The sequence below is a fragment of the Hyphomonas sp. J20-32 genome, assembly GCF_055808555.1.
On sequence record NZ_CM147873.1, the window covers coordinates 1,731,648 to 1,747,560 of the forward strand.

Annotated in this window: 11 protein-coding genes; all 11 read left to right on the forward strand. The window is 59.5% G+C overall.

Annotation, left to right across the window (positions count from 1 at the left end; all coding sequences use genetic code 11):
* The first annotated feature begins 61 nt into the window (after positions 1-61).
* The 11 genes from AC0L7I_RS08580 to fusA all read left to right on the forward strand — a co-directional run bounded on the left by AC0L7I_RS08580 (position 62) and on the right by fusA (position 15,900).
* Entirely contained in the window at positions 62-898 is an 837-nt protein-coding gene (locus AC0L7I_RS08580) for a M48 family metallopeptidase (RefSeq protein ID WP_473396031.1), read from the forward strand.
* A 201-nt stretch (positions 899-1,099) separates the two neighbouring features.
* Positions 1,100-1,546, forward strand: coding sequence for a 50S ribosomal protein L11 (rplK, locus tag AC0L7I_RS08585; protein WP_473396032.1), 447 nt, complete (start codon positions 1,100-1,102; stop codon positions 1,544-1,546).
* A 5-nt stretch (positions 1,547-1,551) separates the two neighbouring features.
* A complete protein-coding gene (rplA, locus tag AC0L7I_RS08590) occupies positions 1,552-2,250 on the forward strand; it encodes a 50S ribosomal protein L1 (RefSeq protein WP_473396033.1) in 699 nt (232 codons plus the stop codon).
* A 393-nt stretch (positions 2,251-2,643) separates the two neighbouring features.
* Positions 2,644-3,159: a 50S ribosomal protein L10 gene (gene rplJ, locus AC0L7I_RS08595; RefSeq protein WP_473396034.1), complete on the forward strand. Its 516-nt coding sequence runs from the start codon at positions 2,644-2,646 to the stop codon at positions 3,157-3,159.
* Between the two features lie 58 nt (positions 3,160-3,217).
* Positions 3,218-3,598, forward strand: coding sequence for a 50S ribosomal protein L7/L12 (rplL, locus tag AC0L7I_RS08600; protein ID WP_473396035.1), 381 nt, complete (start codon positions 3,218-3,220; stop codon positions 3,596-3,598).
* A gap of 153 nt (positions 3,599-3,751) precedes the next feature.
* A complete protein-coding gene (gene rpoB / locus AC0L7I_RS08605; RefSeq protein ID WP_473396036.1) occupies positions 3,752-7,888 on the forward strand; it encodes a DNA-directed RNA polymerase subunit beta in 4,137 nt (1,378 codons plus the stop codon).
* A 131-nt stretch (positions 7,889-8,019) separates the two neighbouring features.
* The gene (rpoC, locus tag AC0L7I_RS08610) at positions 8,020-12,246 is read left to right on the forward strand and encodes a DNA-directed RNA polymerase subunit beta' (RefSeq protein ID WP_473396037.1); all 4,227 of its coding nucleotides are present in this window, start codon (positions 8,020-8,022) and stop codon (positions 12,244-12,246) included.
* An 81-nt stretch (positions 12,247-12,327) separates the two neighbouring features.
* A complete protein-coding gene (locus AC0L7I_RS08615; RefSeq protein ID WP_473396038.1) occupies positions 12,328-12,576 on the forward strand; it encodes a hypothetical protein in 249 nt (82 codons plus the stop codon).
* A 255-nt stretch (positions 12,577-12,831) separates the two neighbouring features.
* A complete protein-coding gene (gene rpsL, locus AC0L7I_RS08620; RefSeq protein ID WP_473396039.1) occupies positions 12,832-13,203 on the forward strand; it encodes a 30S ribosomal protein S12 in 372 nt (123 codons plus the stop codon).
* 12 nt (positions 13,204-13,215) lie between these two features.
* On the forward strand, positions 13,216-13,686 hold the full coding sequence (rpsG, locus tag AC0L7I_RS08625; protein ID WP_473396040.1) for a 30S ribosomal protein S7: 471 nt from the start codon (positions 13,216-13,218) through the stop codon (positions 13,684-13,686).
* A gap of 90 nt (positions 13,687-13,776) precedes the next feature.
* Positions 13,777-15,900 (forward strand): elongation factor G, encoded by a 2,124-nt coding sequence (gene fusA, locus AC0L7I_RS08630; RefSeq protein ID WP_473396041.1) that lies wholly within the window; start codon positions 13,777-13,779, stop codon positions 15,898-15,900.
* Positions 15,901-15,913: the final 13 nt, after the last annotated feature.

A 15,913-nucleotide genomic window follows, 5' to 3' on the forward strand; every position in this document is an offset into this window, starting at 1 on the left:
TCCAGATTGCAATTTGGCGGATGATGGTTACCCTCAGCGCCACACCGCAACGGAGATTGAGATGACTGAACGGATCGAATTTGACAGCAAGATTCTCGAAGATGCCCCGCGGATAAACCTGTCGCGGCGTGGCATTATCAGCGGCCTGGCGGCAGGGACCGTTTTCCCACTCATATCGAGCTGCACGACCAATCCCGCCACAGGGCGCAGCCAGTTCCTGCTGGTGGGAGACGATGCGATTGCGACGATGGCGGCGGCGGCCTGGACCGACATGAAGGCGCAGACGCCCCAAACATCGAATACGGCCCTCAAGAACCGCGTTCTGAATGTCTGGAACCGGACGGCAGCAGGTGCCGGCAAGCAGAATGAACAATGGGATGTGGCCGTCTTCGATACTGACGACGTCAATGCCTTCGTGATGCCCGGCAACCGTGTCGGCGTTTACAGGGGCATTACGGAACTGACGGAGAATGACGACCAGCTGTCCTCGGTGCTCGGCCATGAAACCGGCCACGTCATCGCACGTCACGCGGCAGAGCGCTACTCGATCCAGACCGCAGCGCAGGTCGGATTGATGGCCGGCCAGATCGCCGTCGGCCAGTCCGAGACCCTCAGCAAGTATGGCGCTGCGATCGGGGCCCTTGGCGGCGCAGCTGTCCAGTATGGTGTCATCCTGCCTTACAGCCGGTCCAACGAGTTGGAAGCGGACAAGCTGGGTGTCGACTACATGCACAATGCCGGCTACGACGTGACGCAATCCGTGCGCCTGTGGGAACTCATGGACGCAAACTCCACGGGAGCAAGGCCGCCGGAATTCATGTCGACCCACCCGGACCCGGCCAACCGGGCAACGGCCCTGCGCCAGTATATCAACGCGCGCGGTTATGCCTTGATGTAGTCCGGCTCGAAGTCGCGACTGAAACAGCCCGGATGGCCTGCGCCGTCCGGGCTTTTTGCATCAGGCCAGCTTGACCCGCAGGGGTGATTGCGCCATACGCGCGCTTCTGCGGAAGGCCAGCCAGCCGAACCGCGGACCCTCGATACCCAATCGGGACGGATCGAAAGACCACCGTCCCCTCGTAACAATTGTGAGGACACAATGGCTAAGAAACTGCTGGGGCAGATCAAGCTCCAGATTCCCGCAGGCAAGGCAAACCCTTCCCCGCCCGTCGGCCCGGCGCTCGGTCAGCGCGGCATCAACATCATGGAATTCTGCAAGGCGTTCAACGCCAAGACGCAGGGCATGGAAGAAGGCCTGCCGATTCCTGTCGTGATCCAGTATTATCAGGACAAATCATTCACGTTCGTCACGAAGACGCCGCCGGCTTCGGTCCTGCTGAAGAAGGCTGCCGGCCTGAAGCTCGGCAAGAAGCCTGCTTCCGGCTCGAAGAAGCCTGGCTATGACACGGTCGGCTCTGTCTCCATGAAGCAGGTTCGCGAAATCGCGGAAATGAAGATGGAAGACCTCAACGCGAACGACCTCGACGCAGCGTCCAAGATCATTGCCGGGTCCGCCCGCGCAATGGGCCTGACAGTGGTGGAGTAAGAACAATGACGAAACCAGGAAAACGCGCTCGCGCAATCGCTGAAACAGTTGATCGCGACAAGGCTTACACCGTCAGCGAGGCTGTCTCGCTCGTGAAGGCCAATGCAAAGACGAAGTTCGATGAAACCATCGATATCGCCGTCAATCTTGGCGTTGACCCGAAATACGCAGACCAAATGGTCCGCGGCGTGGTCAACCTTCCTTCGGGCACGGGCAAGGACGTTCGTGTCGCTGTGTTTGCAAAGGATGCCAAGGCGGATGAGGCCAAGGCTGCAGGCGCCGATTTTGTCGGTGCAGAAGACCTGATGGAGAAGATCCAGGGCGGCTTCATGGACTTTGATCGCGTCATCGCGTCGCCGGACATGATGGCAGTCGTCGGCCGCCTCGGTAAGGTTCTGGGTCCACGCGGCCTGATGCCTAACCCGAAAGTCGGCACCGTGACACCGAACGTCGCGCAGGCCGTCAAGGATGCGAAAAGCGGATCTGTCGAGTTCCGTGTCGAGAAGGCGGGTATCATCCATGCCGGCATCGGCAAGGCGAGCTTCAGCCAGGATGCAATCGAGAAAAACGTGAATGCGTTCCTCAGCGCGCTCGTCAAGGCCCGCCCAACCGGCGCAAAAGGCACGTTCGTACGCAAGATTTCCCTGTCTTCCACGATGGGTGCAGGCGTTATGATCGATACGTCAGAGGCCAAATCCGCCTGATCTTCCGCTGATCAGGTCAGAATGAAATGAGCCCGGGCCACATTGGCGCCGGGCTTTTTCTTGCGAGTGCACATTTTATGACCGAAGGGGGTTGCAGCCCTTTGGATAAAGCGTTAACAGACCTCTCTTGACGGGAGATCACCGATGTGTATCGGCGGCCTCCCGTTTTCCTGTCCAAGACCATAGGTCAATCCTTCGGGTGAGATAAAGGCATTTTGGCCACCTATGCAGACGGGGTGAGGCGTTGAAACGGTTCGGGTGTTCGGGGCATTTTCCCTGGGCAGCTATACCGGGCAGGCCAATCCCTGGGCAGGCGCTGGAAGCTCTTTTTTCGGGCGGAAGGCGATTACCAGGGCGGCCGGATGGTCCGGGCGCCTCTACTGGAGACCCGCTATGGATAAAGCTGGAAAAACAGTGGCCCTCGAGACCCTTAAAGGGGTTTTCGCAGAGTCCGGTGCTGTCATCGTGACGCACTATTCCGGAATGACCGTTGCGGAAATGACAAAGCTGCGCGGCGCCCTTCGCAAGGACGGCGGTCAGCTTAAGGTGGTCAAGAACCGTCTGGCAAAAATTGCGCTGGACGGAAAAGGTGGCGACGATGCCCAGGCCCTGTTCCAGGGGCCTGTGGCAATTGCCTATTCACCTGACCCGGTGTCGGCTGCGAAAGCAGCGGATGAATTCGCGAAAGACAATGCGAAATTCATCATCATCGGTGGCGTGATGGGCGATGTGGTTCTGGATGCCGATGGCGTTCAGGCTCTCGCGAAGCTTCCTTCTCTCGATCAGCTTCGTGGCAAAATTGTTGGCCTCCTGCAGGCACCGGCGACGAAAATCGCTGGCGTTGTTCAGGCCCCGGCCAGCCAGCTTGCCCGTGTGGTGTCGGCTTACGCGTCGAAAGACGCCGCCTAAGACATCCGTTTTCGCGACAAATTTGTACTAACAACCGAACCAAACAGGATATCAAACAATGGCAAATCTCGAAAAGATTGTCGAAGACCTCTCGGCCCTTACCGTTCTTGAGGCTGCTGAGCTCGCAAAACTGCTTGAAGAAAAGTGGGGCGTTTCCGCCGCTGCGCCCGTGGCTGTCGCCGCGGCTGCAGGTGGTGCGGCTCCGGCTGCTGCTGCTGAAGAGCAAACCGAGTTCGACGTCATTCTCACGTCGGCTGGTGACAAGAAAATCAACGTCATCAAAGCCGTTCGTGATGTCGTTCCGGCTCTCGGCCTGAAAGAAGCGAAAGACCTGGTCGAAGCTGCACCTAAGGCAATCAAAGAAGGCGTCTCCAAGGCTGAAGCTGAAGAGATCAAGAAGAAATTCGAAGAAGCCGGCGCAACCGTCGAGCTCAAGTAAGCACCTGCTTCTTCAAATTCGGACAGTGTTCGCGCGAGGCGCTGTCCTATTCAAGAAATGCGCGGCGGTCTCTTCAGGGGCCGCCGCGAACTCGCGTTCTGGTTATAAGGTCTGTGGCCATGTGGCCCGGACGGACAAAATTGGGATCCTGGGATGGCACTCTCCTTCACGGAAAAGAAACGTATCCGCAAGTCCTTCGGGCGTATTCCCGAAGCCATTGAAATGCCGAACCTGATCGAGGTTCAGCGCGATTCTTACGAGAGCTTCCTTCAGATGCACACGCCGCGCGAGAAGCGCACGGACGATGGGCTCGGAGGTGTTTTCAAATCGGTGTTCCCGATTTCAGATTTTTCCGAGCGCGCGACGCTCGAGTATGTCAATTACGAGTTCGAAACGCCAAAGTTTGACGTTGAGGAATGCATGCAGCGCGACCTGACCTATCAGGCGCCGCTCAAGGTTCGTCTCCAGCTGGTCGTTTTCGACATCGACGAAGACACGGGCGCCCGCTCGGTCAAGGAAGTCAAAGAGCAGGAATGCTATCTCGGTGACATCCCGCTGATGACCGACAAGGGTACGTTCGTCGTCAACGGCACGGAGCGCGTGATTGTTTCGCAGATGCACCGCTCGCCTGGCGTGTTTTTTGACCACGACAAGGGCAAGACCCACACGTCCGGCAAGCTCCTGTTCACGGCGCGTATCATTCCTTACCGCGGCTCGTGGCTCGATTTCGAGTTTGACGCCAAAGACGTCCTGAACATCCGCATCGACCGCAAGCGCAAGCTGCCGGCGACGACGATGCTCTATGCGCTTGGTTATGACACCGAACAGATCCTGGACCTGTTCTACACCCACTCCATCTATCGCATGGACAAAAAGGGCTGGATCACGGGTTTCCGTTCGGAAGCCTGGAAGGGCCTCAAGCCGGAATTCGAACTGATCGATGCGAAGTCGAAGAAGTCGATTGCCGAAGCGGGCAAGAAGATCACCGCGCTGAAGGCGAAGCGTATTGCCGAAGCCGGCACGGACGAGATTCTCGTTCCGTCAGAGGCTCTGATCGGGAAGTTCCTGGCCCGTGACGTCGTCAACATGGAAACTGGCGAAATCTTTGGTGAAGCTGGCGACATGCTCGAAGAGGAAGTCATCGCCGAGATGCGCGAATACGGCATCAAGACGATCGAAGTCCTCGACATCGACGCGTCGGGCCGTGGCCCATGGCTGCGCAACACGCTCAAGGCCGACAAGAATGAGACGCGTTTCGAGGCGCTGTCCGACATCTACCGCGTGATGCGCCCTGGTGAGCCACCGACGCAGGAAGCGGCCGACGCGCTGTTTGGCCAATTGTTCTTCGATCCGGAGCGCTACGACCTCTCGGCTGTTGGCCGGGTCAAGATGAACATGCGCCTCAGCGTCGCCGTCAAAGGCTACGAAGCGGCAGAAGACAGCATGCGCGTCCTGCGCAATGACGACATCCTCGGCGTCATGAAGGTCATCCTCGACCTGAAGGACGGCAAGGGCGAAATCGACGATATCGACAACCTCGGAAACCGCCGGGTGCGTTCGGTCGGCGAGCTGATGGAAAACAACTATCGCATCGGTCTCGTGCGCATGGAGCGTGCGATCAAGGAGCGGATGGGCTCGGTCGATATCGACACGGTCATGCCGCACGACCTGATCAACGCGAAACCGGTTGTGGCTTCTGTCCGTGAATTCTTCGGCTCGTCCCAGCTGTCGCAGTTCATGGACCAGACGAATCCGCTTTCGGAAATCACCCACAAGCGTCGCCTTTCGGCACTTGGCCCGGGCGGTCTCACACGTGAGCGTGCCGGCTTCGAAGTCCGCGACGTTCACCCGACGCACTATGGCCGTATCTGCCCGATCGAGACGCCGGAAGGCCCGAACATCGGCCTGATCAACTCGCTGGCCACGCATGCGCGGATCAACAAGTACGGCTTCATCGAAAGCCCCTACCGCAAGGTTGTGAACGGCAAGCAGACTGACGAAGTCGTCTACCTGTCGGCCATGGAAGAGTCGATCTATTCGATCGCCCAGGCCAATGCCTCGGTCAACGCCAAGGGCGAGCTTCAGAACGAGTTCGTCAACGCGCGTGTTGCCGGCGAAGCCACCATGGTTTCGAAGGACGACATCCAGTTCATGGACGTCTCGCCGAAGCAGGTTGTGTCTGTTGCTGCCTCGCTCATTCCATATCTTGAAAACGACGATGCCAACCGCGCGCTCATGGGTTCGAACATGCAGCGTCAGGCGGTGCCGCTGGTCAAATCCGAAGCACCGTTTGTTGGTACGGGCATGGAATCCATCGTGGCCCGCGACAGCCGCGCAGCCATCATTGCCCGCCGGGCGGGTGTGGTCGAGCAGGTTGACGCACTGCGCATCGTGGTTCGGGCAACCGAGGACCTCGAAGGCTCGAAGTCTGGCGTTGATATCTATCGCCTGGCCAAGTTCCGCCGGTCCAACCAGAACAGCTGCATCAACCAGCGCCCGATCGTCAAAGTGGGCGACGTCGTGACGAAGAACGACATCATCGCTGACGGTCCGTCGACGGATCTCGGCGAGCTGGCTCTTGGCCGGAACGTGCTCGTCGCGTTCATGCCGTGGAACGGCTACAACTTTGAAGACTCGATCCTGATCTCCGAGCGCATCGTCAAGGATGACGTGTTCACGTCGATCCATATCGAGGAATTCGAGATCGCGGCTCGCGACACGAAGCTTGGGCCGGAAGAGATCACGCGCGACATTCCAAACGTCGGCGAGGAGGCCCTGCGCAACCTCGACGAAGCCGGGATCGTGGCAGTCGGTGCTGAAGTGAAGGCAGGCGACATTCTCGTCGGCAAGGTCACGCCGAAGGGCGAGAGCCCGATGACGCCGGAAGAGAAACTCCTCCGCGCCATCTTTGGTGAGAAAGCATCCGATGTTCGCGATACGTCGCTTCGCGTGCCTCCAGGCGATGCCGGTACGGTTGTGGATGTTCGCATCTTCAATCGCCACGGTATCGACAAGGACCAGCGTGCGCTTCAGATCGAGCGCGAGCAGATCGAGCAGCTGCAGGAAGACAAGGAAGACGAACAGTCCATCCTCGAGCGCAACACCTATGCGCGTCTGGCTGACCTGCTGACCGGCAAGGAAGCCGTTGCCGGACCGAAGAACTTCAAGCCTGGACGGATTGCCGCTGCGGCGCTTGAAGAGCTGAGCGAAAGCCAGTGGTGGGATATCGCCCTGAAGTCTGAAAAGGCCCAGGCCGAACTGGATGCCCTGCGCGCCCAGTTCGATGGCTCGATCCATGAGCTTGAAGCCCGCTTCAATGACAAGGTCGACAAGGTCCAGCGCGGCGATGACCTGCCTCCGGGCGTGATGAAAGTCGTCAAGGTCTTCCTGGCCGTGAAGCGCAAGCTTCAGCCGGGCGACAAAATGGCTGGCCGTCACGGCAACAAGGGTGTGATCTCCAAGATCAACCCGAGCGAAGACATGCCGTTCCTTGAAGACGGTACGCCGGTCGACATCGTGCTGAACCCGCTGGGCGTGCCATCGCGCATGAACGTCGGTCAGATTCTCGAGACCCACACGGGTTGGGCGTGCCGCGGCCTTGGCCGCATCATCGATCAGGCTCTGGAAGAATTCCACCAGAAGCATGACATGAAGGCCCTGCGAAAAGCTCTGGTTACGGCCTATGGCAAGGAGCAGGAACTGCCCGAAACCGATGATGAAATCGTGGAGCTTGCGGGCAACCTGCGCAATGGCGTGCCGATTGCGACGCCGGTCTTCGACGGTGCCCGTGAGAGCGACATCAACGACCTGCTTGAGCGTGCCGGTCTCGACACCTCGGGCCAGGTGAAGATGTTCGACGGACGGACGGGTGTTCAGTTCTCGCGCCCGGTGACAGTCGGTTACAAGTACCTGCTCAAGCTTCACCACCTCGTGGACGAGAAAATTCACGCGCGTTCCACCGGTCCTTACTCGCTCGTCACCCAGCAGCCGCTGGGCGGCAAGGCGCAGTTCGGCGGACAGCGCTTCGGTGAGATGGAAGTGTGGGCGCTCGAAGCCTATGGCGCTGCCTACACGCTGCAGGAAATGTTGACCGTCAAGTCGGACGACACGGCGGGCCGTGCGAAGATTTACGAATCGATCGTCCGTGGCGACGATTCGTTCGAGGCCGGCATCCCGGAAAGCTTCAACGTCCTGATCAAGGAAATGCGCTCTCTCGGTCTCAATGTGGAACTGATCGAGGAAGACAACGGTCAAATCGAGGACGAAGAGTCCACGGTCGCTGCCGAGTAGACAATACGCGAAATACGGGACGCCCCGCCAAACGAGAATCGTTTTTGCGGGGCGTCACGGTCGATACAAAATTTCATGAGGGCAGGGGCCCATTGCCCCGACAACACCGCCCACCCAAGGAGCAGACACCCATGCGCCAGGACGTCGCCAGCATTTTTAACCCGAATACTCCCGCCCCGACTTTCGAGGCGATCCGCATCTCGATCGCGAGCCCGGAAAAGATCCGCTCGTGGTCATCGGGCGAGATCAAGAAGCCCGAGACCATCAATTACCGGACATTCAAGCCCGAGCGCGACGGCCTGTTCTGCGCGCGCATCTTCGGTCCTGTGAAAGACTACGAGTGCCTTTGCGGAAAGTACAAGCGCATCAAGTATCGCGGAATCGTCTGCGAGAAGTGCGGTGTTGAAGTCACGCTGGCGCGCGTCCGGCGCGAGCGCATGGGCCACATTGATCTTGCTGCGCCTGTTGCGCACATCTGGTTCCTGAAGTCGCTGCCGTCCCGGATTGCGACTCTGGTCGACATGGCGCTGAAAGACGTGGAGCGCGTGCTCTACTTCGAAAGCTATGTCGTCATCGAGCCCGGTCTCACCGAACTGGAGCCCAAACAGCTCCTGACCGAAGAAGAATACATGGATGCCCAGGACAATCTGGGTGAAGACGCATTCACCGCCATGATCGGTGCTGAAGCCATCCGTGAGATCCTTCGCAACCTGGATCTTCCCACCCTTGCGGATACGCTTCGCGACGACCTGCGTGAGTCGACATCGGAACTGAAGACCAAGAAGGCCTCCAAACGCCTCAAGGTTGTCGAATCCTTCCTGACCTCGCGGGCCAAGCCCGAATGGATGATCCTGACAGTCGTGCCGGTCATCCCGCCCGACCTTCGTCCGTTGGTGCCGCTGGATGGCGGCCGTTTCGCGACGTCTGACCTCAACGATCTCTATCGCCGCGTTATCAACCGGAACAACCGCCTGAAGCGCCTGATGGAGCTGCGCGCGCCTGACATCATCATTCGCAACGAAAAGCGGATGTTGCAGGAATCCGTCGATGCCCTGTTCGACAATGGCCGTCGTGGCCGTACGATCACCGGCACCAACAAGCGACCGCTGAAGTCCATCTCCGACATGTTGAAGGGCAAGCAGGGCCGCTTCCGTCAGAACCTCCTCGGCAAGCGCGTCGACTATTCCGGCCGTTCGGTCATCGTGGTTGGCCCGAACCTGAAACTGCACGAGTGCGGCCTTCCCAAGAAGATGGCGCTCGAACTGTTCAAGCCGTTCATCTATGCGCGTCTAGACGCCAAGGGCCTTGCCGGCACAGTGAAGGCTGCCAAAAAACTGGTCGAAAAAGAAAAGCCGGAAGTCTGGGACATCCTCGACGAGGTTATCCGCGAGCACCCGATCCTGCTGAACCGGGCGCCGACGCTGCACCGTCTCGGCATCCAGGCGTTCGAGCCCAAGCTGATCGAAGGCAAGGCCATCCAGCTTCACCCGCTGGTTTGTGCTGCGTTCAACGCTGACTTCGATGGTGACCAGATGGCCGTTCACGTTCCGCTGAGCCTTGAGGCGCAGCTGGAATGCCGCGTGCTGATGATGTCGACCAACAACATCCTGTCGCCTGCGAACGGCAAGCCGATCATTGTTCCGTCGCAGGATATTATTCTCGGCCTCTATTACCTGTCGCTCGACCGGGACGAAGAAGCCGGAAACGGCATGCTGTTCAGCGATCTCGCCGAGATCGAACAGGCGCTCGACAATGGTTTCGTCTCGCTGCACTCGAAAGTGAAGGCGATGTACGAGGGCGTTGATGACGAGGGCAAGCCATGGCGCCGCGTGATCGAAACGACGCCGGGCCGTTACATGGTTGCGAACATCCTGCCGCGCATGAAGGGCATCCAGCCGGACATGGTCAACACGACGCTGACCAAGAAGGCGATCGGGAAGATCATCGACGAAGTCTACCGCCTGTGCGGCCAGAAGGCGACGGTCATCTTCTGTGACAAGATGATGGAGCTCGGCTTCAAGGAGGCCTGCAAGGCCGGTATTTCGTTCGGCAAGGACGACATGGTCATTCCTGCGGCCAAGAAGAAGCTTGTTGAAGCGACCAAGGAGCAGGTGTCCGAATACGAGCGCCAGTATGCCGATGGTCTCATCACGCGTGGTGAAAAGTACAACAAGGTTGTTGACGCTTGGTCCACGTGTACGGACAAGGTCGCTGACGCCATGATGGATTCGGCTGCTGAAGCCCAGGCTGCCAAGGGAGACCGGAAGGCCCAGGTCAATTCGATCTACATGATGGCCGATTCCGGTGCGCGTGGTTCGAAGAACCAGATGAAGCAGCTTGCCGGCATGCGTGGGCTCATGGCCAAGCCATCGGGCGAGATCATCGAAACGCCGATCATCTCGAACTTCAAGGAAGGCCTGACTGTTCTGGAGTACTTCAACTCCACGCACGGTGCGCGTAAGGGCCTTGCCGATACGGCTCTGAAAACGGCCAACTCGGGCTACCTGACCCGCCGCCTGGTCGATGTTGCGCAAGACTGCATCATCAACGAAGACGATTGCGGCACCGAAAAGGGCATTGATATCAGTGCGGTCATGGAAGGTGCGGATGTAGTCGTGTCGCTCGGAGAGCGTCTGCTCGGCCGCGTCACTGCAGAGGACATCAAGGGTGCCGATGGCGCGCTCGTTGCTCCGGCCAACACCTATGTTGATGAAGATCTCGCGGATGAGATCGAGAAGTGTGGTGTTGACGTGGTGAAGGCCCGTTCGGCCCTGACATGCGAAGCCCGCAACGGCATCTGCGTCCAGTGCTATGGCCGTGACCTTGCCCGCGGCACTGTCGTCAACCGCGGCGAAGCGGTCGGCGTCATCGCGGCACAGTCCATCGGTGAGCCCGGCACGCAGCTTACCATGCGTACGTTCCACATCGGTGGCGCGGCGCAGGTGGCAGACCAGTCGTCCGTCGAAGCCAGCTTCGAAGGCACGGTCCGGTTTACCGACGCCGAGTTCGTGACCCGAAAAGACAAGAGCATTGTGGTTGTCGGCCGGCGCATGCAGGTCGAAATCGTCGATGCCGACGGTCGTACCCGTCAGTCCTTCCGTCCGGCCTATGGCACGCGCCTCATGGTCAAGGACAAGGCCAAAGTGTCGCCTGGCATGCTGCTGGCGGACTGGGATCCGTTCGCTCAACCGATCGTGTCGGAAGTCGCTGGTGAGGCGAAGCTGATCGATGTGATCGACGGCGTGTCCGTACGCGAGGAAACCGATGAGGCGACGGGTATCTCGTCCCGCGTCGTGATTGACTGGCGTTCGGCCTCGAAGTCGGCAGATGTCAAACCGTCCATCCAGGTCGTCGACAAGAACGGTGACCCCGTGAAGTTGCCTAACGGTTCCGATGCGGTCTACCTGCTGTCCGTGGGGGCGATCCTCTCGGTATCTGAAGGGGACAAGATCGAAGCCGGCGATACGCTCGCGCGTGTCACGACCGGTGGGGCGAAAACCCGGGACATCACGGGTGGTCTGCCGCGCGTGGCTGAACTGTTTGAAGCGCGCCGGCCAAAAGACCACGCCATCATTGCAGAGGTCGATGGCAAGGTTCTTTACGGACGTGACTACAAGAACAAGCGCCGTGTCTCGATTGTTCCAATCGAGGAAGGTCGCGACCAGATCGACTACCTTGTGCCGAAGGGCAAGCACCTCGCGGTTCAGGATGGCGACTTCATCAAGCGTGGTGAGTACCTGATGGACGGTAACCCGGCGCCGCAGGACATCCTGTCGACACTGGGCGTCGAAGCGCTTGCGAACTACCTGATTGAGGAAGTCCAGAAGGTTTACCGCCTGCAAGGTGTTCCGATCAACGACAAGCACATCGAAGTGATTGTCCGCCAGATGCTTCAGAAGGTCGAAATTCTCGACGGTGGCGATACGCCATTCATCGTCGGCGAGCATATCGACGTCATTGACTTCGATGACGCCAATGAAGTTGTCCGCAAGTCCCGCAAGAAGGACCAGCGCGAGGCCACGGCCAATCCGCTGCTGCTCGGTATCACCAAGGCGTCGCTCCAGACCCGCAGCTTCATCTCGGCTGCGTCGTTCCAGGAAACGACCCGCGTGCTCACCGAAGCGGCCATCCAGGGCAAGATCGATACGCTGGACGGCCTGAAGGAAAACGTCATCGTCGGACGCCTGATCCCGGCCGGTACGGGCGGTGGTATCCGCCAGTTCCGCCGCGTCGCCGCAGAACGCGACACGAAGCTCAAGGCCAAGCGGGCAGCCGCAATGGCCAAGGCCCAGGAAGAGGCGGCAAATCTTGCCATGGCCGCGCTGCCAGCGCCGGTTGCCGAGCCTTCGGACGAATAGCCGGGTCTCAACGCGGCTTGAAACAGAACAGAAAGCCTGCCAGCCTTGGCAGGCTTTCTTGTTTTCAGGGATGGATCAGCAATGCAACGGAACGACATGATTGGTGCTGCCTGTGCCATTGTCGCGATCGGCCTGGTGGCCTGGCTTTCCCTCGAAAGCTGGAAGATCGCCGATTGTCGGGAAGTCCTGCGCACCGCCGATTTTCAAAGGGCAGGTGACCTGGAACCCGCCATGGCAGAAGAGCTTTCTGCCTTTCGGGCAGAGTTGGAGGCAGGCCGTGCCGGGGCCGATGCGTCTGCCTGCATCGCCAGGATCGGTCTGCCGTTCTAGACCGGCGCCGGATCGCCAAAGATTGCTGCGGCTGAGCGGCATGCGACCCTTGACGCCAGCGCCCGAGAGGCTTACACGCCACAAATCGTCAGAGAGGCGTACGGGTTCTGGCCCGTTCACCGCACCGGCTCAGGAATGACCCGGCCAATCTGGCCCCCAAGTTTTCAGCCGTCCCGGAAGCTGTTTCCAGCCTTCGGGACATCATTTCGTTATCGGCCCATCGGGCCATGAGTTCAGAAGAGACAGAAGGCCCGAATGCCCACAATCCAGCAGCTAATTCGTAACCCGCGTTCGCCAAAGCCGTCGCGTACCAAGACACCCGCTCTGAAGGCCTGTCCTCAGCGCCGCGGCGTGTGTACGCGCGTCTATACGACCACACCAAAGAAGCCGAACTCGGCGCTTCGTAAAGTGGCAAAAGTGCGCCTCACCTCCGGGTTCGAGTCGCTGTGCTACATTCCGGGCGAGGGCCACAACCTGCAGGAGCACTCGGTTGTGCTGATCCGCGGCGGCCGCGTGAAAGACCTTCCCGGTGTGCGCTATCACATCATCCGCGGCGCGCTGGACACCCAGCCCGTCAAGAACCGTAAACAACGCCGTTCGCATTACGGCGCGAAGAAACCGAAATAAGAGGGCCGCAACATGTCTCGTCGTCACAGTGCAGAGAAGCGTCAGGTCCTCGCGGATCCGAAATTCAAGGACATCATCGTCACGAAGTTCATGAACCAGATCATGCGCGATGGTAAAAAGTCGGTTGCCGAGCGCATCGTCTATGGTGCGTTCGACCTCGTCGAGGCCCGCGCCAAGAAGAACCCGGTCGAAGTGTTCCACGCCGCACTTGAAGCTGTCGCCCCATCCGTCGAAGTGCGTTCGCGCCGCGTTGGTGGTGCGACCTATCAGGTGCCGGTCGAGGTGCGTACAGAGCGCCGTCAGGCTCTCGCCATCCGTTGGCTGTCGGCCGCGGCTGCTGGCCGGAACGAAAACACGATGCGCGAGCGTCTTGCGGGTGAATTGATGGACGCGAGCCAGGGCCGCGGAAACGCCGTCAAGAAGCGCGAAGACACGCACCGCATGGCCGACGCCAACAAGGCGTTCGCGCACTACCGCTGGTAATCAGCTCTGGAATTTCAAGGCAACTGCGGGTAACGCGCCCGTCAGTTGCCACCTTTTCCTCCCGGAAAGCAGACACGAAGGTTTACTCACATGGCCCGCGAATACACGCTGGATCGCTATCGTAACTTTGGCATCATGGCTCACATCGATGCTGGTAAGACCACGACGACAGAGCGCATCCTCTTTTACACCGGCAAGTCGCACAAGATTGGCGAAGTGCACGACGGCGCTGCGACGATGGACTGGATGGAGCAGGAGCAGGAGCGTGGCATCACGATCACGTCCGCTGCGACGACGACCTTCTGGGAGCGCACGGAAGACGGCTCGACTCCGCTGTCCGACAAATACCGTTTCAATATCATCGATACGCCCGGACACGTTGACTTCACGATTGAGGTCGAGCGCTCGCTGGCCGTTCTCGACGGCGCAGTCTGCGTTCTCGATGCAAACGCTGGCGTTGAGCCGCAGACCGAAACCGTCTGGCGTCAGGCCGACCGTTACAAGGTTCCGCGGATCGTGTTCGTCAACAAGATGGACAAGATCGGCGCTGACTTCTTCAACTGTGTCCGCATGATCAAGGACCGGACAGGTGCGATTCCGGCGCCGATCCAGTTCCCGATCGGTTCGGAAGTCGATCTCGCGGGGCACGTGGATCTCGTCACGATGCAGGAATGGGTCTGGGAAGGCGACGATCTCGGCGCGTCCTGGGTGCTCAAGCCTGTGCGCGACAGTCTCAAGGCCCAGGCCGACAAGATGCGCGCCGAGCTTGTTGAGCTTGCCGTCGAGCAAGACGATGATGCTATGGAAGCCTTCCTGGAAGGCAATGAGCCGGACATCCCGACGCTCCGCAAGCTGATCCGCAAAGGCACGCTGTCAATGTCCTTCGTGCCAGTCCTGTGTGGTTCCGCGTTCAAGAACAAGGGTGTGCAGCCCATGCTGAACGCCGTTATTGACTACCTTCCGGGTCCGCTCGACGTGCCGCCTTACATGGGCTTCCTGCCCGGCGACGAAGACGAAGTTCGCAATGTCGAGCGTCGCGCCAATGACAGCGACCCGTTCTCGGGCCTCGCGTTCAAGATCATGAACGACCCTTACATGGGTACGCTGACCTTCACGCGTATCTATTCGGGCACGCTGTCGAAAGGCGATGCGTTCATGAACTCGACCAAAGGCAAGCGCGAGCGCGTCGGCCGGATGGTCATGATGCACTCGAACAAGCAGGACGAGATCACGGAAGCCTTTGCAGGCGACATCGTTGCGCTCGCCGGCCTCAAGGAAACCACGACCGGCGACACGGTCTGTGATCCGAACAAGCCGGTCGTCCTGGAAACGATGACGTTCCCGGATCCGGTGATCGAGATCGCTGTTGAACCGAAGTCCAAGGCTGACCAGGAAAAAATGTCGGTCGGCCTGCAGCGCCTGGCCGCTGAAGACCCATCTTTCCGCGTCGAAACCGATTTCGAATCCGGCCAGACGATCATGAAGGGCATGGGCGAGCTTCACCTCGACATCCTGATCGACCGCCTGAAGCGCGAGTTCAAGGTTGAGGCCAATATCGGTCAGCCGATGGTGGCCTATCGTGAGAAAATCGGCCGTGCGGCCGAGATCGACTTCACGCACAAGAAACAGTCCGGCGGTACCGGCCAGTTCGCGCGCATCAAGCTGCAGTTCGAGCCTCTCGAAGCCGGATCGGGCTTCGTTTTCGAGAACACGGTCGTTGGTGGCGCGGTGCCGAAGGAATACATTCCCGGCGTCGAGAAGGGCCTGAACATGGCCAAGGAAAACGGCCTGCTGGCCGGCTATCCTGTGACCGATTTCAAGGCTGTGCTGGTTGACGGCGCCTTCCACGATGTTGACTCCTCGGTCCTCGCTTTCGAAATCGCCGCCCGCGGTGCGTTCCGCGAGCTCAAGGGTCATGGCGATCCGCGCCTGATGGAGCCGATCATGAAAGTGGAAGTCGTGACACCCGAAGACTATATGGGTGACGTGATCGGCGACCTTAACTCTCGTCGTGGCCAGATCCAGGGTTCCGAACCCCGCGGCAATGCGGTGGCAATCAATGCCTTCGTTCCGCTGGTCAACATGTTCGGTTACGTTTCGAACCTTCGCGGCATGTCGCAAGGGCGCGCCCAGTTCACGATGCTCTTCGATCACTATGACGAAGTGCCACGTGCCGAAGCGCAAAAAATTATCCAGGAAGTCGCAGGTTCCTGATCCATCCCGACCG

Excerpts from the sequence above, each read along its gene's own strand:
- AC0L7I_RS08615 (WP_473396038.1), top strand. The coding sequence starts at position 12,328 with ATGCAACGGAACGACATGATTGGTGCTGCCTGTGCCATTGTCGCGATC.
- rplA (WP_473396033.1), top strand. The coding sequence starts at position 1,552 with ATGACGAAACCAGGAAAACGCGCTCGCGCAATCGCTGAAACAGTTGAT.
- rpoC (WP_473396037.1), top strand. The coding sequence starts at position 8,020 with ATGCGCCAGGACGTCGCCAGCATTTTTAACCCGAATACTCCCGCCCCG.
- rplK (WP_473396032.1), top strand. The coding sequence starts at position 1,100 with ATGGCTAAGAAACTGCTGGGGCAGATCAAGCTCCAGATTCCCGCAGGC.
- rplL (WP_473396035.1), top strand. The coding sequence starts at position 3,218 with ATGGCAAATCTCGAAAAGATTGTCGAAGACCTCTCGGCCCTTACCGTT.
- AC0L7I_RS08580 (WP_473396031.1), top strand. The coding sequence starts at position 62 with ATGACTGAACGGATCGAATTTGACAGCAAGATTCTCGAAGATGCCCCG.
- rpsG (WP_473396040.1), top strand. The coding sequence starts at position 13,216 with ATGTCTCGTCGTCACAGTGCAGAGAAGCGTCAGGTCCTCGCGGATCCG.
- rpoB (WP_473396036.1), top strand. The coding sequence starts at position 3,752 with ATGGCACTCTCCTTCACGGAAAAGAAACGTATCCGCAAGTCCTTCGGG.
- rpsL (WP_473396039.1), top strand. The coding sequence starts at position 12,832 with ATGCCCACAATCCAGCAGCTAATTCGTAACCCGCGTTCGCCAAAGCCG.
- fusA (WP_473396041.1), top strand. The coding sequence starts at position 13,777 with ATGGCCCGCGAATACACGCTGGATCGCTATCGTAACTTTGGCATCATG.
- rplJ (WP_473396034.1), top strand. The coding sequence starts at position 2,644 with ATGGATAAAGCTGGAAAAACAGTGGCCCTCGAGACCCTTAAAGGGGTT.